This window comes from Candidatus Syntrophosphaera sp. (assembly GCA_019429425.1).
Lineage (GTDB): Bacteria > Cloacimonadota > Cloacimonadia > Cloacimonadales > Cloacimonadaceae > Syntrophosphaera.
The window spans coordinates 1-18,829 of record JAHYIU010000050.1; the positions used below are offsets into that span (position 1 = coordinate 1).

At 56.7% G+C, this 18,829-nt stretch carries 21 protein-coding genes; 2 read left to right on the forward strand and 19 right to left on the reverse strand.

Going from position 1 to position 18,829, the window contains the following annotated elements; translation table 11 throughout:
* Nucleotides 1-336: 336 nt before the first annotated feature.
* The 19 genes from K0B87_06305 to K0B87_06395 all read right to left on the reverse strand — a co-directional run bounded on the left by K0B87_06305 (nucleotide 337) and on the right by K0B87_06395 (nucleotide 16,043).
* Entirely contained in the window at nucleotides 337-675 is a 339-nt protein-coding gene (locus tag K0B87_06305; GenBank protein MBW6514350.1) for a hypothetical protein, read from the reverse strand.
* A 115-nt stretch (nucleotides 676-790) separates the two neighbouring features.
* Nucleotides 791-2,392, reverse strand: a complete 1,602-nt coding sequence (locus K0B87_06310) for a S41 family peptidase (GenBank protein ID MBW6514351.1) — start codon at nucleotides 2,390-2,392, stop codon at nucleotides 791-793.
* Nucleotides 2,385-3,014 (reverse strand): dTMP kinase, encoded by a 630-nt coding sequence (gene tmk / locus K0B87_06315; protein ID MBW6514352.1) that lies wholly within the window; start codon nucleotides 3,012-3,014, stop codon nucleotides 2,385-2,387. Before tmk ends, K0B87_06310 begins: the two co-directional genes overlap by 8 nt.
* Nucleotides 3,015-3,022: 8 nt before the next feature.
* The gene (gene nadB / locus K0B87_06320; GenBank protein MBW6514353.1) at nucleotides 3,023-4,633 is read right to left on the reverse strand and encodes an L-aspartate oxidase; all 1,611 of its coding nucleotides are present in this window, start codon (nucleotides 4,631-4,633) and stop codon (nucleotides 3,023-3,025) included.
* Nucleotides 4,634-5,062, reverse strand: a complete 429-nt coding sequence (rimI, locus tag K0B87_06325; protein MBW6514354.1) for a ribosomal protein S18-alanine N-acetyltransferase — start codon at nucleotides 5,060-5,062, stop codon at nucleotides 4,634-4,636. It abuts the gene before it with no gap.
* A 16-nt stretch (nucleotides 5,063-5,078) separates the two neighbouring features.
* Complete coding sequence (gene argS / locus K0B87_06330) at nucleotides 5,079-6,731, reverse strand: arginine--tRNA ligase (GenBank protein ID MBW6514355.1); 1,653 nt, start codon at nucleotides 6,729-6,731, stop codon at nucleotides 5,079-5,081.
* A complete protein-coding gene (gene rsfS, locus K0B87_06335; protein ID MBW6514356.1) occupies nucleotides 6,728-7,081 on the reverse strand; it encodes a ribosome silencing factor in 354 nt (117 codons plus the stop codon). Before rsfS ends, argS begins: the two co-directional genes overlap by 4 nt.
* A 12-nt stretch (nucleotides 7,082-7,093) precedes the next feature.
* The gene (locus K0B87_06340) at nucleotides 7,094-7,534 is read right to left on the reverse strand and encodes a LytR C-terminal domain-containing protein (protein ID MBW6514357.1); all 441 of its coding nucleotides are present in this window, start codon (nucleotides 7,532-7,534) and stop codon (nucleotides 7,094-7,096) included.
* 10 nt (nucleotides 7,535-7,544) lie between these two features.
* Nucleotides 7,545-8,048 (reverse strand): HIT domain-containing protein, encoded by a 504-nt coding sequence (locus tag K0B87_06345; GenBank protein MBW6514358.1) that lies wholly within the window; start codon nucleotides 8,046-8,048, stop codon nucleotides 7,545-7,547.
* The gene (locus K0B87_06350) at nucleotides 8,041-9,069 is read right to left on the reverse strand and encodes an NTP transferase domain-containing protein (protein MBW6514359.1); all 1,029 of its coding nucleotides are present in this window, start codon (nucleotides 9,067-9,069) and stop codon (nucleotides 8,041-8,043) included. The genes K0B87_06345 and K0B87_06350 overlap by 8 nt, the downstream gene beginning before the upstream one ends.
* A complete protein-coding gene (gene folK, locus K0B87_06355; GenBank protein MBW6514360.1) occupies nucleotides 9,066-9,539 on the reverse strand; it encodes a 2-amino-4-hydroxy-6-hydroxymethyldihydropteridine diphosphokinase in 474 nt (157 codons plus the stop codon). The genes K0B87_06350 and folK overlap by 4 nt, the downstream gene beginning before the upstream one ends.
* Complete coding sequence (gene folB / locus K0B87_06360; protein ID MBW6514361.1) at nucleotides 9,536-9,895, reverse strand: dihydroneopterin aldolase; 360 nt, start codon at nucleotides 9,893-9,895, stop codon at nucleotides 9,536-9,538. Before folB ends, folK begins: the two co-directional genes overlap by 4 nt.
* Nucleotides 9,892-10,302, reverse strand: a complete 411-nt coding sequence (locus K0B87_06365; GenBank protein ID MBW6514362.1) for a SoxR reducing system RseC family protein — start codon at nucleotides 10,300-10,302, stop codon at nucleotides 9,892-9,894. Before K0B87_06365 ends, folB begins: the two co-directional genes overlap by 4 nt.
* Before the next feature lie 7 nt (nucleotides 10,303-10,309).
* Entirely contained in the window at nucleotides 10,310-10,804 is a 495-nt protein-coding gene (gene rfaE2, locus K0B87_06370; GenBank protein MBW6514363.1) for a D-glycero-beta-D-manno-heptose 1-phosphate adenylyltransferase, read from the reverse strand.
* On the reverse strand, nucleotides 10,791-11,762 hold the full coding sequence (gene rfaE1 / locus K0B87_06375; GenBank protein ID MBW6514364.1) for a D-glycero-beta-D-manno-heptose-7-phosphate kinase: 972 nt from the start codon (nucleotides 11,760-11,762) through the stop codon (nucleotides 10,791-10,793). Before rfaE1 ends, rfaE2 begins: the two co-directional genes overlap by 14 nt.
* Nucleotides 11,759-13,126, reverse strand: coding sequence for an amidophosphoribosyltransferase (gene purF, locus K0B87_06380; protein ID MBW6514365.1), 1,368 nt, complete (start codon nucleotides 13,124-13,126; stop codon nucleotides 11,759-11,761). The genes rfaE1 and purF overlap by 4 nt, the downstream gene beginning before the upstream one ends.
* Nucleotides 13,126-13,764 (reverse strand): glycerol-3-phosphate 1-O-acyltransferase PlsY, encoded by a 639-nt coding sequence (gene plsY, locus K0B87_06385; GenBank protein ID MBW6514366.1) that lies wholly within the window; start codon nucleotides 13,762-13,764, stop codon nucleotides 13,126-13,128. The genes purF and plsY overlap by 1 nt, the downstream gene beginning before the upstream one ends.
* On the reverse strand, nucleotides 13,761-15,098 hold the full coding sequence (gene der / locus K0B87_06390) for a ribosome biogenesis GTPase Der (GenBank protein ID MBW6514367.1): 1,338 nt from the start codon (nucleotides 15,096-15,098) through the stop codon (nucleotides 13,761-13,763). Before der ends, plsY begins: the two co-directional genes overlap by 4 nt.
* Nucleotides 15,099-15,383: 285 nt before the next feature.
* Nucleotides 15,384-16,043 (reverse strand): GyrI-like domain-containing protein, encoded by a 660-nt coding sequence (locus tag K0B87_06395; GenBank protein MBW6514368.1) that lies wholly within the window; start codon nucleotides 16,041-16,043, stop codon nucleotides 15,384-15,386.
* Between the two features lie 481 nt (nucleotides 16,044-16,524).
* Between K0B87_06395 and K0B87_06400 the strand changes: the two genes are divergently transcribed.
* Nucleotides 16,525-17,388 carry a TatD family hydrolase gene (locus K0B87_06400; protein ID MBW6514369.1) on the forward strand — a complete coding sequence of 288 codons (864 nt, stop codon included), beginning with the start codon at nucleotides 16,525-16,527 and terminating at the stop codon, nucleotides 17,386-17,388.
* Nucleotides 17,389-17,392: 4 nt separating this feature from the next.
* The gene (locus K0B87_06405; protein MBW6514370.1) at nucleotides 17,393-18,616 is read left to right on the forward strand and encodes a hypothetical protein; all 1,224 of its coding nucleotides are present in this window, start codon (nucleotides 17,393-17,395) and stop codon (nucleotides 18,614-18,616) included.
* Nucleotides 18,617-18,829: the final 213 nt, after the last annotated feature.

The window sequence follows — 18,829 nt, forward strand, 5'->3', positions numbered from 1 at the left end:
ACACTTTTCACAATCAAAAAAACTGGATCCCGGGTCAACCACCCCACCACCCAACAAGTTGTGCGGCGAGGACCCCGGCGCCCGGGATGACAAAAACCTGGCTTTGTTTGTATTATTCAACGGTCTTGATTTGAAAGAGAGCCATTTAAAAAACGTGGAAGGGTGAAAGGGTGGGACAAGGCGCAGCCTCCTCTTTTGCCCTTTTCCCCTCTTGCCCTTTTTTCCTCACACAGATTTGGAGGATGGGCTGGCAAAGGAGAAAAAGGGTGGCCGATCTGAGCCGGCCACCCGTCAGGGGGGGGTATGTTGATGGGTGTGTGTTGGGTTGGAAAAAGGTTACTTGAGGACCATCGTGGCAGACTTTTTACCGGTCTTGTTGCAGATGAGTGTCACCCGGATGGTGTCGTTCTTTTTGAGGTTGGGGATCCTGTAGACGAAGCTGCCGCCGGTGGCGGTATCCTGGGCGCTGCAGACCTGGGAGATGATCATGACGTCGTTCAGCCGGACCTCGACTCCCTGGATGAAATGGTCGGCGGGGTCTTTGACGCTATGGGTGAAAGATATGTTCAGGGTCTTGTTCTGAACGGAGTAGGTGGCTTCCAAATCGGCCGCCGGATGGGCATAGACGCTGGCTCCAAAGGCCAGCAGGGCCAGAATGATAATCGCGCGCTTCATGTGCTTGCTCCTTTTTCTGCATATGTTTGTTCATCGGCAGGGAGCGCGTTTCCGCTCCCGGTATTCTTGAACCTTTCTTTATCCATAATAGATACTCCGGAGAAAGGCAAATCCTTCAATTCTTCTTGTTTTCCTCCGCGGCATGGATGAAGAGGGCGTCCATCGTCTTGAAGCGGTTGAGGAGGTCGATGGCGTGCTGGAGCTGCTTGTCCAGGGCGATGGTGACCTTGTAGGCCTCCTGATCGCCATAGGCGCTGCGGACCAGCTCGCTTTTGAGGACGGTGCGGATATAGGTGTCCGTGCTGTCCAGGTCGGCAGGGGTGTAGGAGATGTCCTTGGACCGAATGTAGCCGAGGAAGCGGGCCATCAGGCCGTCATCGATCACGATGTTTTTATCCAGGATATGGTCGTGTTCCACCATGTATTCCACCGCGAAATTGAAGAAATTGTTGCCGCGGCGCAGTTCCATGGCGAAATTGGTGAGGAGGTCGGAAGCGGTCTCGATATCGGGGGTGATGCCGCCTCCGCCATAGACCTCGCGGTTGTTGACGGTGTAATAGATCTGCTTGAGGTTGAGCTCCTCCTCGGCGGCTTTGTCGTCATCGGAGACCTGCTGGCCGAGCAGGATGCGGTCGTTGATCTTCTTGTGGATGCAGCGGCCGGATTTGATGTAGTAATAGGCTGTGGTGATCTTGATCCCGTTGCCGTTGATCAGGGGCAAAAGCTGCTGGACGCTGCCTTTCCCGAAGGTGGTTTTACCCAGCACGAGGCCCTTGTCCCAATCCTGGAGCGAGCCGGCAAAGATCTCCGAAGCGCTGGCCGAGGCTTCGTTCACCAGCACGATGATCGGGTAATCGCGGGTTTTGGTGTTCATCCGGGTGAAATGCTGGCGGTTGGCGGAATTGACCCTGCCCTTGGTTTCCACGACCAGCTTGCCGGGTCCGATGAATTCGTTGACGGTGTCCACAGCCTGGTCGAGCAAGCCGCCGGGATTCCAGCGCAGGTCGATGATCAGGCTGGTGATGCCCTCGGCCTCGAGGCTGGAAAGGGCGGCACGCAGGTCTTGGGCGGTGTTTTCGCTGAACTGGCTGATCCGGATGTAGCCGGTGCCGTTGGTGAGCTTGAAGCTGTAGGGCACGCTCCTGATCTTGATGGTCTCGCGGGTGATCTTGAATTCGAGGGGCTTGGACACTCCGGGGCGGCTGATCGTGATGATGACGGTGGTGCCGACCTCGCCGCGCATCTGCTTGATCGCTTCGTCCGTGGTGACGCCCACGATGCTGGTGTCGTTGACCTTGATGATCCTGTCGCCGGCCGTGATCCCCATCCTGTATGCCGGAGTTCCCTCGATGGGCGAGATCACTGTGACGTAATCCCCGATCTTGTCGATCTGGATCCCCAACCCGCCAAAGGAACCCTTGGTGGAGGTGGTGAAATCGTCGAATTCGGCCTTGGTGAAATAGGTGGTGTGGGGGTCCGTGGAACCGAGCATACCGACGATGGCGGCTTTGATCAGCTCTTCGTCGTTGAGCTCGGTCACGTAGTTTTGCTTGAGTTTGTTGAGGACCTCGCTGAAGAGGCCGAGCTGGGAATAGAGATCGCTGCCCTGGCTTTGGTTCTGGGCAAAAACGGTGGTGGCGCTGAAAAGCATGACGGCGGACAGCAGCCACACTGCGGCGATGGTGATCAGAGTGGTCTTTTGTTTTTTATCATTCACTGGGAACTCCTAACTGGGATAAAACATGGTTGGCTATGGCTTGATGGACCTCTCCCTTGGAAAGGGTGCCATCCAGGACAATATAACGCGAGGCATGGATCCGGGCCAGCTCCAGATATTGCTGGCGCACCCGCTCGTGAAAGGACACGTTTTCCTGCTCGAGGCGGTCGAGTTGGCGCCCGGTTATGCGCGCCAAGCCTTGTTCAACGGGCAGGTCGAGAAGAAAAGTGAGGTCCGGGACGGTGCGGAAAGTGGCAAATTCGGTGAGCAGGCGGATGAATTCCAGGTCCTGGAAACGGGCGGCGCCCTGATAGGCGAAGGTGGAATCGTAATAGCGGTCGCAAAGGACGATCTTTCCTTCCTTCATGGCGGGCAGGATCCATTCCCCGGTGTGCTGGACCCGGCTGGCGGAATAGAGCAGCAGCTCGGTTTCAGGCAGCATGGCGCCGTGCTCCGTATCCAGAAGGATAGCCCGGATCTTTTCCGCGATGGGCGGGCCACCCGGCTCGCGGGTGAGCAATACAGGCAGATCCCGGCCGGCCAGTAGATCCGCCAACAGGCGCATCTGGGTGCTCTTGCCGCTGCCCTCGATGCCTTCGAATGTGATGAAAAGTCCTTTCATATGCGCCTTTAGAGGATCGTGTCGATCAGAAAGAGTTCGTCGTTGCGCTCGGGAGCGTCGATCAGATAGTGGGCGCCGCGGCTTTCCCTGCGCATCAGGGCGCTGCGGATCACGGCTATGGCAATGATCGCCAGGTTGCGGGTTTCGACCACTTCGCGGCGGACGGCGTTGTGCTGATAAAAATTGTTTACTTCGTTGTAGATGTTCTCGATCCGGGAGAGGGCGTATTTGAGCAGGCGGCGGGAGCGGCGGATGCCGACATAGCCATCCATGATCATGCCGATGATCTCGCGGTTGTGGGAGATCACCACCCATTCGTTCTCATTGAATTCCTCCCTCTGCTTCCAGGGCGGAATTTCGGGGAAGGCCACCTCATCGCGGTTGGAGGGGTGGTTGCCAGCGTTCCAGGCTATAACCAGGGCCTCCAAAAGCGAGTTCGAGGCCAGGCGGTTCGCCCCGTGCAGACCGCTGCAGGCCACTTCCCCGGCGGCAAAGAGGTTGTGGATGTCCGTTATCCCGTCGATGGTGGAAAGCACCCCGCCGCAGAAATAATGGGCTGCCGGGGCAACGGGGATCGGATCTTTGGTGAAATCTATCCCCTGCTCGCGCAGCTTGGCGTCGATGAAGGGAAAATGCTTGCGCAGCTTGTCGGAAGGGATCGCCGTGGCATCGAGGTAGCAGAATTTTTCGCCCCGCTTTTTGAGCTCGGCGTCGATAGCCCGGGAAACGATGTCCCTGGGAGCCAGATTTCCCTTCGGATGGTAGTTTTCCATGAAGGCGGTGCCATCGGTGAGGCGCAATACCGCTCCCTCGCCGCGCACGGCCTCGCTGATCAGGAAGGTCTCCCCGCCCGGGCTCCAGAAAGCGGTGGGATGGAACTGGACAAACTCCATGTTCGCCAACCGGGCCCCGGCCAGCCTGGCCATGGCCATCCCGTCACCAGTCGAAACCGCGGGATTGGTGTTGTGGGCATAGATCCGGGCTGCACCGCCGGTGCCCATCATGGTCTTTCTGGCGCGGAAAATGTGCACCTCATGGGTGGATTCGTCCATCACGTAGGCGCCCCAGCAGGAGATCCCGGGTCTGAAACCCGTGTCCTGCATGATGTGGTGCTGGGTGATCAGGTCGATGGCGATCATGTTTTCAAAGATCTCGATGTTGGGATTCGCGCGGCAGCTTTCGATCAAGGAAACCATGATCTGATGGCCCGTGGAATCGGCGGCATAGGCCACGCGGCGGTGGGTGTGGCCGCCTTCCAGGGTCAGGGAAAGATTTTCCAGGCGGTTGTCGTAGCTCTCATCCTGGAGGGTGAAATCGGTGCCGAGGTCGATCAGGTATTGGATCAGCCGGGGCCCTTCGGCAATGATGTGTTTGATGACCTCTTTCTTGCCCAGATCAGCTCCGGCGGCGAAGGTGTCCTCGCAGTGCTTCTCAAAGGAATCCTGGGCGTCGAGCACGGCCGCGATCCCGCCCTGGGCGTAATCCGTGCTGCAGTCGTGAAGGCCGCTCTTGGTGACGATCGCCACCCTGCCCAGGCGCGAAACCTGCAGGGCGTAGATCAGGCCGGCAATGCCGCTGCCAATGACGAGAAAATCGTAGTCTTTCAATTCACCGTCCATTTATGCGTGTTTGACCATGACCACGGAATCCTCCTCCGGAGCGGAATAGTAGTTCTTGCGAAATCCCAGGGGCAGGAAGCCGAATTTGTGATAGAGGTTCTGCGCCGCGATATTGGATACGCGGACGTCCAGATAGAAGTTGCGCACGCTGCGTCCGGCCATCTCTTCCAGAGTGTGGCCGAGCAACTGGGTGCCCAGGCCCTGGCGCTGGCAGGCTGGGTCGATGGCAAAATTGATGATAACGCTCTCGTCCAGCACGGTATGATACATGATGTAGCCCCGCAAAAGGCTTTCGATGCAGGTCACCCAGGCATCCGTGAAGGGAGTGAGCTCAAAGGCCTCTTCTGGCCAGGGCGTGCTGAAACAGAGGTTTTCGATCCTGAGCACGTCGGGCAGGTCTGCGTTCGTCATCTTGCGGATATCGCTCATCTTGACGGGCGGGGCCTCACATCTTTTCCGGAGCGCTGATCCCCATCAGGTCCAGGCAGATGGCAAGGGTGTTTTTCACGGTTTCGATCAGCAGCAGGCGGGCCTGGGAAAGGTCCTTGTTTTTGGGGCTGACCACCTGATACTTGTTGTAGAAGCGGTGGAACAGGCCGCAGAGTTCCTCGGTGTAGGTGGCAAGGCGGTGCGGTTCGCGATGCTGGGCGATCAGCTCCAGAAGCTCCGGGAGGTCGGTCATCTTCTGGATCAAAGCCAGTTCATCGGGTTTGTTCAGTTTATGGCAGAGCTCCTTTTTGAATAGGCGGGGATAGAGCTTGTCCTTCTTGGCCTTCTTCAGGATGCTGCAGATGCGGGCATGGGCGTATTGGCAGTAGTAGACTGGGTTCTCATTGTTCTGCTGGAGGGCGAGCTCCAGGTCGAAATTGAGATGGGCGTTGGCCTTCCGGGCAATGAAGAAATAGCGGGCGGCGTCCTTGCCCACGAGGCTGATCAGGTCGTCCATGGTCACGATCTTGCCCGCGCGCTTGCTCATCTTGACCCTCTCGCCACTCTCAAACAGGTTCACCTGTTGCAGGAAAATGATCTCCAGCATGCCCTCATCATAGTTCAGGGCGCGGAAAGCGGCCTTGAGGCGGGGCACGTAGCCATGATGGTCGGGGCCAAAGACGTCGATCAGCTTGGTGTAGCCGCGCTGGATCTTGGTGAGGTGATAGGCGAGGTCCGGCACGAAATAGGTGATGGAGCCGTCGCTCTTCATCAGGACGCGGTCTTTGTCGTCGCCGTATTTGGTGGAAGCGAACCAGACGGCATCCTCTTTTTCGTAGGTGCAGTCAGCCTCGGTGAGGTAACTGAGCACTTCCTCGACCACCCCTTCGCCGCGCAGGGTCTTTTCCGAGACCCAGCCTTCAAAGGTGACGTCAAAGCGCTCCAGACTCAGGCGCTGCATTTCCAGCAGCTCATTCAGGGCAAAATCTTTCAGGCGCTCGTTGCGCTCCTTTTCCGGCATCATGAAGACCCGGACGCCCTCGGCCGCGTTGAGCTTATGGGCCAGATGGGTCACATACTCGCCGTGGTAGGCCTCATAGGGAAATTCCCCGATGTTTTCGCCGTGGATCTCGCGCAGCCGCAATTCCAGGCTCTCGGCCAGGATATCCACCTGGTTGCCGGCGTCATTGATATAAAATTCCCGCGCCGGTTCGAAGCCGACCTTTTTCATCACCCGGTAGAGGGTGTCGCCAAAGGCCGCGGCCCTGGCGCTGACGATGTTCAGAGGCCCGGTGGGATTGGCGCTCACGAATTCCAGCAGCACTTTCTCGGCCTGGCCAAACTCCGAATTGCCAAAGTCGGAACCCAGCTTGTGGACGTCCCACAGCATCTTCTGGAAAAGCGAGACCGAGAGGCGGAAATTGATGAAGCCCGGATTGGCGAACTCCACGCTCTTGTAGAATTTGTTCTTCCTGAGCGCCTTGATCAGCTTTTCCGCCAGGCTCTTGGGCGCCAGCTTGTTCTCCTTGGCGAGCACCATGGCGGCGTTGGTGGAGTAATCCCCGAAGTCCGGGTTGTTGGGGACCTCCACGGTGAAGTCGCGTTTGTGGGTGAAGCCCAATTGGTCCAGGGCCATGATCAGATTATCGTTCAGAATGTGCTTGATCATTGGCTTTTCTCTTCCGGCTGGCGGGCTGCCAGATCGGCAAAAAACTGATCGATCTTGTAATACTCCCGTTTTTCCGGCAGAAAGACATGCACGATCACATCGCCGATATCCACCAGGATCCACTGCCCGTATTCCATACCGGCCTTGCCGATGACATGGACCTTATGCTCCTTGGCCATGTCCAGCAAGTGGTTGGCAATGGCGATGTTATGCAGGTTGGCTGAGCCTTCGCAGACCACGATGTAATCCGTGTAGGCGCTGCTCTTTCCCACGTCGTAGACGCTGATGTTTTCCGCCTTCTTGTCGGCGAGCCAGTTCAAAATGGCTTCAAGCTTGACTTTGTCGGCCAAATATCCTCCCTGTCATTTCTTCATGAAATCTTCATAATCAGCTCCGACAATGATCACGAACGGAGCTTCACTTCCCGGATCCTCCGCCAAAACAAAGCGCTGGATCCCGGTCATCTTCTGTAAACGCTGCAGGTCCTGGCGGTCATCCTGTTTCACCTCGATCAGGGACTTGTTGTAGATGGGATGGGGCATATCCCCCAAGCCCACCACATCGATGTTCTTGTACCTGATATGGTTGGCGTAATCTGAGGCCAGTTTCTCATAACCGCAGCCATTCTTGACCATCACCTTGATCGCCGGCAGGTTTTTCTCGTCATACTCCTGCGAGCCCAGGTGCGGGGCCAGAAAACGCAGATAGACGAATACAAGCAAGGCCAGCGCCAGGACCAGGATGATCAGCAGCGGCCATCCGCGGTTTGGAGACCAATTATTTGCAGCGTGCTTTGCTGTCAAACTTAATGCGTTACTCCTTGCCTCGCAGCAGCTTGTCATATTCCTGCCGCAGACGCTTGAAGCTCAGCTCAAATGCTTCGGGGATCACCCTCTTGCCCCCGACCACGCTCATGAAGTTGCAATCCCCCGTCCAGCGGGGCACCATGTGCACATGGAGATGCTCGTCTATCCCCGCTCCGGCGGCTTTGCCCAGATTGAGGCCGACATTGATCCCCTCGCAGTTGTAGGCCCTTTGCAGCACCGTTTCGCTGAGCTGGACCAAGCGGGCCAGATCGTCCAAAACCGCGGCGGGAAGATCGCCCAGGTTTTTCAGGTGTTCATTGGGGACCAGCATGATGTGGCCGTTGTTGTAGGGAAAGCGGTTCAGCATCGCGTAGCAGTGCCGGGTGCGGCAGAGGATCAGGTTCGCCTCATCGTCCCCGGGATCGCGAACGCGGCAGAGGATGCAGTCAGCCGGTTTTTCGCCCTGAATGTAATCCAGGCGCCAGGGTGAATAAAGATATTGGTCAGTCATAGCTGCTTTCTTCGATCACCATTTCGCCATATTCCACGATGTGGGCCTCGGGGATGTGGGCATTCACCAGGACGTTGTAGCCCTCCAGGATGCCGTTGTCGCTGATGAAGCTTTCCTCAACCAGGCAGTTGGGGCCAAGGAACGCGCCTTCCTGGACCGTGCTCTTGCCCCGCAGGATGCAGTTTTGCCCGATCTCCACATCCGGTTCCAGGACAACCTCGTCGCCGATATGGACCGTGGCGGGATTGTGGATCACCACGCCGTTGTTGAGCCAGTGTTTGCGGATGCTGGACAGGAAAAGGTCCTCGAGCTCGGCCAATTGTTCCTGGGAATTCACGCCCGCCACCTCGATCAGGTTCTCCAGCACCACGGTTGAGATCTTTTTACCCTGTTGGTGTAAAATCGAGATCACATCAGTGAGATAGTACTCCTGCTGCTGATTGGCGTTGGAGATCTGGCGCAGCGAGGCAAAGAGCTCCCGCGCGGAAAAGCAGTAGATTCCGGTGTTCCATTCCTGGATCGCGAGCTGGGTTTCGGTCGCGTCCTTGAATTCGACGATGCCGGTAAGCTGATTGGCGGAATCCCGCAATATCCTGCCATATTTGCCCGCGTCATCCAGCCAGGCGGTGAGCACGGTACAGACAGCCCCGCTGGCTTTGTGCTCCTGATACATCTTCTGCAGGGTGGTATGGCTCAGCAAGGGGACATCCCCGCAGAGGATCAAAACGTCCTGATCCAGGTCCTCAAACACAGGCTCGGCCATCATCACGGCATGTCCTGTGCCCAATTGTTCGGCTTGTTCCACAAACTCGAGGCGCTTGTCCTCGCCCAGGCAGCCGGCCACGCTCTCCTTCTGATAGCCCACGACCACGTAGATCCTGGAACAATCCATCTTTATGGCGCTGTCCACGACCCGCTGGACCATGGATTTGCCGGCAATGGGAAAAGTCACCTTGGCCCGGGATGATCTCATCCTCGTTCCCTTGCCCGCGGCGAGCACGATGGCTGACAGGCGCGTCATTGCGATCCCTCCCGTTCCTCGAGCTCCTGTTTGAGCTGGGATATGCTTTTATGCAGATTGGGATGGACCATGTCCGGAACAAGCTCTTCCAGCAGTTCCAGGATGAAGCGGCGGTTGTGGAGGTCCTTATGCGGCAGGGTCAGCGCTTTGGAATCCAGCACCAGGTCCTCGTAAAAAAGTATGTCCAGGTCGATCACCCGGGGGCCCCATTTCTCCTTGCGGATGCGCCCCATCTCATTTTCCAGGCTCTGCAGCTTCTGCAGCAGGTCCTGCGGGTTGTATCTGGTTTCGATCTCCACGACCTGGTTGCGAAAATCAGGCTGGTCCTCATTTCCGTAGGCTTCGGTGCGGACCAGGGAGGATTTGCGCAGGACGCGGATCTTGGGATCGGCAGAAAGCAGCTGGACGGCTTTCTGCACCTGATGGCGAGGCTTGTACATATTGGCACCCAGGCTGAGATAGGCAATCATCCGCGACTCCTCGTCAATTCCACTTCCACCGATCTGAGGATGCCCTGGATGGCCACTGAGGGTTTCTGGATGCAGACGGTCAGTTGCTGGATCAGGGGGAAATCCGCCAGCAGCTTGTCAGCGATCAGATTGGCGCAGTCTTCCAGAATGTAAAACTGGCGGGTCTCCAGAATGTGCTTGATCTCCGCGTAGACCTTGGTGTAATCCACCGTATCCTCGAGATGTTTGATCTGGGGATCGATGCTGGGGTCCGTGTGCATATGCACCGTAACGATGAAACGCTGGCCGAGCTTGCGTTCCTCGTCGTGCACGCCGTGAAAACCGTAGAAAACCATATCGTTGAGACGGATGATCATAATTTACCTCCAATCCGCACCTGCAATTTGCCGCCGATCTGGCGGTCGATGTATCTGATAATAAAAAAACTAATCGCCGTGGCGGCGAAAGCAATCCCGATCGAGGCCAACTCAGACAGCCAGGCCCTCGCAAGCATGAAGGCCGCGAACAGGAAGGCCAAGGGCAGCCCAAAAACCAAAACAGCCGACAGCACCCGGGTTCCCGGGGCTATCTCCAACTGCACCTTGTCTCCGATGGAGAGGTCCAGCTCGGTCTCCATGTCAAAAACGGCGGGAGTGTTCCGGCCAAAGCACATGCCCCGCAGCGAGCAGGATTTGCAGCCCGCGCCGCGCACCAGTTCCACCCTGACGCGGTTTCCCTTCACTTCCACCACAGTGCCAATATCTGTCTGTTGCTGTTCTTCCATATGAACCTCAGCGGGTTTTGGGAAATGCCAGATCTGCGATCCGGGCGATGATGTTTGTGGTGGAAAGCCCCGCCCTGAAAGGCAGGCTGAGCACTTCGCCCCCTGAGGCAAGCACGATGTCCGAGCCGACGATATCAGAAGCTGTCCAGTCACCGCCTTTCACCAAAACATGAGGGCGGACCAAGTTAATCAACTCCCAGGGAGTGTCATCCTCGAACAACACCACATAGTCCACGCTTTCCAGGGCTGCCAGGACCAATGCGCGCTCCGTTTCTGGAACGATGGGGCGATTTGCTCCCTTGAGCCTGCGGACGCTGGCGTCGCTGTTCAGGCCAACGATCAGGATATCGCCGAGGGCTTTGGCGTCCTCCAGATACTGGGTGTGGCCCGCGTGCAGGATATCGAAGCAGCCGTTGGTGAAAACGAGCTTATTGCCTTGCTCGCGCAAGCATTCGCTCAGGCTGGCGATCTGTTCCCGGGTCCTGATCTTATCTTTGCTCATTATAGCTCGCCAATAGCTGTTCCGGGCTGACACAGGCCGTGCCCATGATCCCGCAGGCGACTCCGGCAGCGTGATTGGCCACCTGAGCGGCCAGGCGGATGTCCGCACCAGAGATGTAGGCCAGGGTCAAAGCGCTGATCACGGTGTCCCCCGCGCCGGAAACGTCATAAACCTCTCTGGCCGCGGTGGGCAGATGCAGGGGCTGCCCGTCCCCGTCAAAAATGTACATGCCCAGGCTGCCTTTGGTGACGATCAGGTTTTTCACCTCCAGTTGAGTTCTCAACTCCCTGGCAGCAGTAAAAAAAGCTTCGTCGCCCTCAAACGCCTCCCCTTTCACGGTCTGCAATTCCCTGAAATTGGGCTTGAAGATGTCCACGCCTTGGTAGGCGAGGAAATTCCGGTATTTGGGATCCACGGCCACAGGAATGCCCTGCCTGGCGGCGAGTTTCAGGACAAAGCCGATCACTTCGCTGGTCATCAGGCCTTTGTTATAGTCCTCGATGATCAGGGCCTGGCAGCCGGGCAGCAGAATCTCCAGCCTGGCTTTGAGATCACTGACGGCCTTAGCGCCGATCTCTTCCTGCGATTCGTGGTCGATGCGGACTATCTGTTGATTCACGGCGCCGATCCTGGTCTTGAGAGTGGTTTTGCGTGAGGGGCCAGCGATCAGGCCATCGCTGCTGATCTGGCTCTCTGCCATAAGCTTGCGCAGATTGGAAGCTGCCTGGTCCTCGCCGGTTATCCCCACCAAAATGGCCTCCGCGCCCAGGGAACGGACGTTCAGGGCGGCATTGGCGGCCCCGCCCAGCCGGAATTCCTCGTTGCAAACTTCCAAAATGGGCACCGGCGCTTCCGGCGAAATGCGCTCCACGCGGCCCCACAGATACTGGTCCAGCATCACGTCGCCCAGCACCAGCACTTTCTTGTCCCTGAATTTATCCAGCAGTTCTCTGATCATGTTTTCTCCAGCGGGTAATTCCCGTCAAAGCAGGCATAGCAATATTCCCCGGGTTTTTGCAGGCACTCGCGCAGGCTGGCGATCTTCAGATGCTTGAGGCTGTCCACGCCCGTCCGCTCGCGGATCTCATCAAGGGAAAAACGATTGGCGACCAGCTCCTCGCGATGGGGGGTGTCGATCCCGTAATAGCAGGAAAAGCGTACCTGCGGAGAGCCGATGCGCAGATGGATCTGCTCCGCCCCGGCGGCCTTGATCATCTTGACGATCTTGCGGATCGTGGTTCCGCGCACGATGGAATCATCCACCAACACCACACTTTTGCCCTCAAAGAAATTGGGCAGGGCGTTGAATTTCTGGCGCACGCTCTCGTCGCGGATGGTCTGCTCGGGTTTGATGAAGGTTCTGCCGATGTAGTGGTTGCGGATCAATCCCAAAGAAAGGGGCAGCCCTTTGGCTGCGGCATAGCCGACAGCCATGAAATTGGAAGAATCGGGCACCGGGACCACGCAATCGGCTTCCAGGCCGGCATCCTCGCGGGCCAGGAGAGCTCCGATCTTTTCCCGCACCGCGAAGACGTTTTCGCCGAAATGAAAGCTGTCCGGCCGCGAGAAATAGATGTGCTCAAAAACGCAATAACTATTGTGGGATTGCTGGCGATAGAGGTTGGGATCGTTCTCCAGGACCGTGATGCCCTCCGCGTTGACCCGGATTATCCCCGCCGGGGGAACTTCGCTGCGTTCCGAGACGTCCAGGGTGTCCAGGGCGCAGCTTTCCGAGGCCACAACCACTGTCCCGTCCGCCGTTTTTCCCCAAACCATGGGTCGGATGCTCAGCGGATCGCGGAACATGTACAGCTCGTCCCGGGTGCAGAACACGCAGGAATAGGCGCCTTTGATCTCGCCCATCAGCATCCGGATGGCGTCCAGGATCGCGTGCCCCTGGGATATTTGCCAGGCCAGGTATTTGACCAGCAGTTCGCCGTCGTTGTCGCTGTTGAAATAGACGTTCTTCTGCTCCAGAAGTTCGCGCATTTGCGCGTAATTGACCAGATCCCCGTTGCTGGCCAGGGCATGGGAAGGCCCAAACAGGGTTTCCACCATGTGCGGCTGGGTGTTGAAGCGGGTTGCGGTCCCCTTGGTGGGATAGCGGACGTGCCCGATCGCGATCTTTCCAGGCAGCGTATTGAGCACTTCGTCGGTGAAAACTTCCTTCACCAGGCCCATGCTTTTGTGCAGATGGATCACCCTGCCGTCGCTAACGGCCATGCCACAGCTTTCCTGGCCACGATGCTGCTCCGCGAACATCCCCAGGGCCGCTATCCGGGCTGAATCAGGACTGCCGAAAACGCCAATGATGCCGCACATCAGGCTTGCACCTTGCTTTTGAAGCTGAGTTTGTTTTCCCTTTTTTCCAGCAAACGTTTGATGTTTTGCTGATGCTTGAAGATGATCAAGGCCACCACCACCAAGGTGAGCCAGGGAAATCCCATGGGATCTCCGGTCCGCAGATTGTGGATGCTGTGGACCAATAACAGCGATAATGCCGCCCCGATCGAACCCACGGACACATAGCGGGTCAGGGCAGTCAGAACGATGAACACCAGCAGAACCAGCAGCAAGGGGAGCGGTATGAGATAGAGATAGACCCCCGCGGCGGTGGCGACCCCTTTACCCCCCTTGAATCCCAGAAAAACAGGGAACATATGGCCCAGGATCACCATCAGCAGAGGCAAGGAATGAACGAAGGGAGACAGGGGCTGAACCCCCACAACCTTATACAGCAGCCAGGCCACGGCAAAACCTTTGAGAATATCCAGAATGAGCACAGGGAGCGCGGTTTTCAGGCCATACAGCCGCAGGGCGTTGGTCGCGCCGATGTTGCCGCTTCCTCCCTCACGTATGTCTTTGCTGTGCAGGAGTTTCCCCGCCAGATAGCCAAAGGGGATGCTGCCGATCAAATAGGCGGCAACGCACAGGATTGCCCAAAGCATGCCAAAGCTCATAATTCGACCTCGCCTTCCTTTCTTCCCTTGAAGATGAGTTTGATGCCAACCCCTTCGAAGCCAAACATTTCCCGGATCTGATTGTGCAGGAAGCGCCGGTAGTTTTCACTCACCAGGGCGGGCTGGTTGCAGAAAAAGACAAAGGTGGGAGGCTTGACCGCGGCCTGGGTGATATAGAAGATCTTAACGTGTTTTCCGCTGTGGCTGGTGGGGGGACGGTGCTCAACCACCTTTTCCATGAAGCGGTTGAGTTCGCTGGTGGAGATCCGCCTTTCGCTCTCCTCCTCGATCTTGACCACCGTTTCCATCAACCGGTTGATGCGCTGGCCGGTCTTGGCCGAGATGAACTGGATCGGCGCGAATTGCAGGAAAGGCATCTGGCGGAGCAATTCGGCGATGAATTTCCCGGTCGTTCCGGTTTCCTTTTCCACCAGGTCCCATTTATTGAAGACCACGAGGATCTCTTTCATCCGGCGCTTGGCGTAGGAAGCGATCTTGACGTCCTGCTCGGAGATGTCCTCATCCGAGGTCAAGACCAGGATCACCACGTCGCTTCTGTCCACCGCGTCGATGGTGCGCATCACGCTGTAGTATTCAACGCCGTATTTGACCTTGGTCTTGCGCCGCAATCCGGCCGTGTCGACCAGGATGTAGTCCTTGCCATAGTAGCGGAAAACGCTGTCCACGGCGTCGCGGGTCGTTCCAGGGGTGGGGGTTACGATCTGTTTCTCTTCTCCCAAAAGCAGGTTGACGATCGAGGATTTGCCCACGTTGGGCTTGCCAACCACGGCTATCCTGGTCTGGGGCGGCTTGGTGTCATACTCGGCGTCCTGGGTTTCCGGGATCAGGGAGAGCACTTCATCCAGGAAATTCGCTGTGTTTCTTCCCTGCAGGGCGGAGATCGGAAAGGGATCGCCAAAGCCAAGCTGGAGGAAATCATAGAGTTCCCATTCAAATTTGTCGTTGTCCGCCTTGTTGGCAGCCAGCATCACCTTGTCCCTGTGCGGATAGAGGATCTTGGCAATGGCCAGGTCAATGTCCGTGGTGCCTGTTTGAGCGTCCACCATGAAGATGATGAGGTCGGATTCGTCGATCGCCAGCAGGGCCTGGTGGCGGATCATCTTGTCCATCGTCTCGGCGCTGTCAAAGATGATCCCGCCGGTGTCGACAAGCTTGAACACCTTGCCGTTCCAATCCACGTCCTCGTACTTACGGTCGCGGGTGATCCCGGATTCCGCGTCCACGATGGCCATCCGCTTGCGGCACAATCGGTTGAACAGAGTGGACTTGCCCACGTTCGGACGTCCCACGATCGAGACTATGTATTTCCTCATGAAGTTCTTATCATCCCGGCTGTTTTTTGCGCAAGTCTTTTCAAAGCCCGGATTTTGTCAATGGCTTTAGATTCAAACCCACTCCCAAAGGCGGCCTGGCCCCCGCAGGTTTGATTATCAGGCTTATGTATCCAGGCCCCAGCCTCCAAAAACCAGAGCATCGCAAACAAAAAGCCCCCAGTGCAAGAAATATGCCGGAAAGCATAAGACACAAAAGACCACAGGACTCTCACCCGCGGCCGGGAGTTTTAGTTGAATCGGGTCTTCAAGATCAGCTTCTTCTCTTCACTGCTCCTTGGGCATGTTCTCCGTCCAAGGCTCGGGCGTGCTTTTGGGTGTCGGGTCCAGGTTCAGCTCCTGCTCGATTTCCGGTTGGTATTCCGGCCGGGGAACTATCGGGATCCAGATCTCGACCACGGAATCTTTGGAGCCGGGATCAAAACGTTCGTCGTAGCGCTCGAACATGTCTTGCGGCGCGGGTTTATTGCCGCTCTCAAAGACCCATTGGCCAAATATGTATTCATAGGCCTTGCTGACGTTTTGGATGTCGCCGCGGTGCTCAAAAACGGCGTAATATCCTGGGGGTACCTTGTGCAGGTGCAGGACTTCAGGAAGCTCGACGGCCTCTCTGACCTCCATCCCCACAAAGTAGACATTGCCTTTCCCGGTCTGGGGATCAAAGCCCCCGCCGTGATAGGTGATCCCATAGATGCAATTCCCCACAGGCTCCGGGATCTTTTCCTGGATCTCGAAGAAGCTCATCCAGTGTTTCATGTAGGCTTCCTCTTCCTGGACCTCTTTGGTCTCCAACCCCATCACCAAAAAAGCCTCCCGCTTCTCAAAGCGTGGCTTGGAAAACTGACCTTCAGCAGCAAACTCCTCCTGGGCAAGAAGCAGAGCTCCCATCAACAGCAGTGCCACCAGCAGAATTCCCTTCTTGATCATCATTCCTCCTATCTTGACGAATCATCATTTAAACAAGATATTGCATTTTGATATTTTTGGCAAGCCATATCTTGCCCCGGCCAGCACCTGCCCCAACCAATGCGCGCTACGGCCATGCCCACAACCGGCCTCAGGTCCAGACCCTGCGCCAGTTTAACATTCGCCCTACACATCCCCAACATTGTTCGGAGTGTGTACGGCGAACGCAGGCTGGATGTGGGTTGAAGATGGAAGACCCCGATTGGGGGGATGTGGAGATGAATTTATCAGGATCTCGCGGATCCGCGCAATTGGGGCAATGAATATGGCGAAGGGCCTGGGTCGAGCATCCTGCCTGCAAGTTCTGCACCGCTACCAGGCATGCGCCAGGATCAGATGGATATTCCTGCGGTGAGGTTCGGAATGGATTCTTTTCAATTGACAAGAAACTCCACCTGCGTTTTTCTTGTTTTAAATCTAAATTAGGGATAAAGTGCCATAAATGAGACTCTTTGAAACGCATGCCCATCTCGATCTGCCGGATTTTGACCCAGACCGTGAAACCCTGATCCAGGATTGTTTCAACCACGGCGTCGAGTATATCATTAACATCGGATTCAACAAGGAAACTTCGCTGAATTCCCTGGAACTGGCCAAGAAGCACCTGCACATCTTTTCCACCGTGGGCTTCCATCCCCATGACGCCACAGATTTTGACGCGGAACTGGTCAAACGCCTGGCCCGGGAAAAAAACGTTCTGGCCATCGGCGAGATCGGGCTGGATTTTTTCCGCAACCTCTCCCCCTTCCCCGTGCAGCGCGAGGTGTTCAGAAACCAGGTCCTCCTGGCGGTGGATTATGACCTTCCGATCGTGGTCCACAACCGCGACGCGCATCAGGAATGCTACAAGACCCTGAAGCAAGCCAACGCAAAAGCCGTGGTCTTCCATTGTTTTTCCGGGGACATCATCTTTGCCCAGCAGGTCCTTGACGAAGGCTGGCTGATCTCTTTCACCGGCACGGTGACCTACGCCAATTCCAATCTGGAGGACGTGATCCGGATGATGCCGCTGGAACAGTTCATGATCGAGACCGATTGCCCGTACCTGCCGCCCCATCCGCATCGCGGCAAGCGCAACAGCCCATTGTATCTGCACCTCGTGGCGGAAAAGATAGCCGAGATCCGCGGGATCACGCCTCTCGAAGTGGCGGAGCGCTCATTCGAGAACGCCTTCCGGTTTTTCCGCGTGCCGCCCGATCCGGTGAAACCCCAACACCACAAGGCAAGCCACAAATCCGGGAAGCCGGGAAAACCAGGCAAGGCTGGAAAAGGCACTGCCACCAAGGACAAAAAGATAAAGAGCTGATTGAATGAAAAAAAACCTGATCTTACTCACCCTTGCAGTCATGGCCATGGCCCTGTCTGCGGGAAATTCGATCTTTTCCTACGACGGATATCCCTTCCGATATTACGGAAAAGACATTTACAGCCTGGGCATGGGCGATACCGGAGCCAGCGACATTTTCCGCAACAACACCGGCTACGGCAACCCCGCTCTGCACAATCTTTCCAACCGCAGCCTCTTCTCCACGGGGATCCTGATGGGTTACAACGCCTATGAATCCAGGGACGATGAAGACTCTCAAAGCAGCTATGTCGACAATTCCCTGGATTTGCCGCATTTCAGCCTGAGCATCCCGCTGAAGAAACATCGCTTGGGATTCCAGTTCAATTCCTTCGCCTCCGGGGTGGTTGCCAACCAGCGGGAAACGATTTTGCCGGACAGCACGGTGATCCTGGAAAAACAAGAGATGGACCGCTATCTGTATAAAATAGACCTGATCTACAGCGTGAGCCTGGGTAGGAACAACTTCGGCATCAGCGGAAACTACTATTTCGGCCACGATGTGCGCAGCTTCAGCCAGGACGCGGGATTCGGAAGTTTCAATGCCCGGGAGGAGCTGGCCCGAAGCTATAAGAATCCGGGCTTGACGCTGGGATATTTGAGGCATTACGACAAGCTCGCCTTCGGGGCAAGCTACAGCCCGGCTGCCAAGCTTAGCGGCGAAACGGTCCATACTACCATCCACGGGACCAACCAAATCGATTATGATTATAAATTGCCCTCGCACTATGCGTTCAGCGTCACGACCCTGCCCTTCCGGTACGTCAAAATAGCCAGCGACATCCACTACGAAACCTGGAAAGAGGATGTGGGCCAGGAATATGAGGATGGCTGGAAAGTGGGGCTGGGCGCAGCCTGGGAGCCCAAGGCGGATTACGATGGCAACTTCTTCCTGCAGATCCCGCTGCGCGCTGGAATATCCTATCGTCGGCTGCCTTTCAGGGTCAACGCCAACGAAGTTGACGAGCTGGCCCTCAGCCTGGGAATCACCATTCCCCTCAAAGGCGACGTGAACCGCATTGATACGGGCTTCCAATACATAAAGCGGGGTGACCTGGAGCAGAACCATCTGGCCGATAGCTCCTTCCTGCTGATGTTCGGTTTCACGGGTTTCGACATTCTCAGCAAAGCCCCGAACCGCACCGCGCCGCGGGATATTCCCCAAAAGGAGGATATCAGGGCATGGTAGGACCATATTCGGATTCGGATCCCAACAGTCTGCTCCAGCAGATATCCCAAAAAAGGGGGGTTTCTGAGGCTGACCTGATGGCCGATATCAGTTCCCTACCGGAGGAGGGGTTGCTGGCCAACATCGAAAAGGCCGCCGACCGCGTCAGCAAGGCAATGTTCAGGAACGAGCCCCTGGTGATCTTTGGCCACGACGATCCGGACGGGATTACCA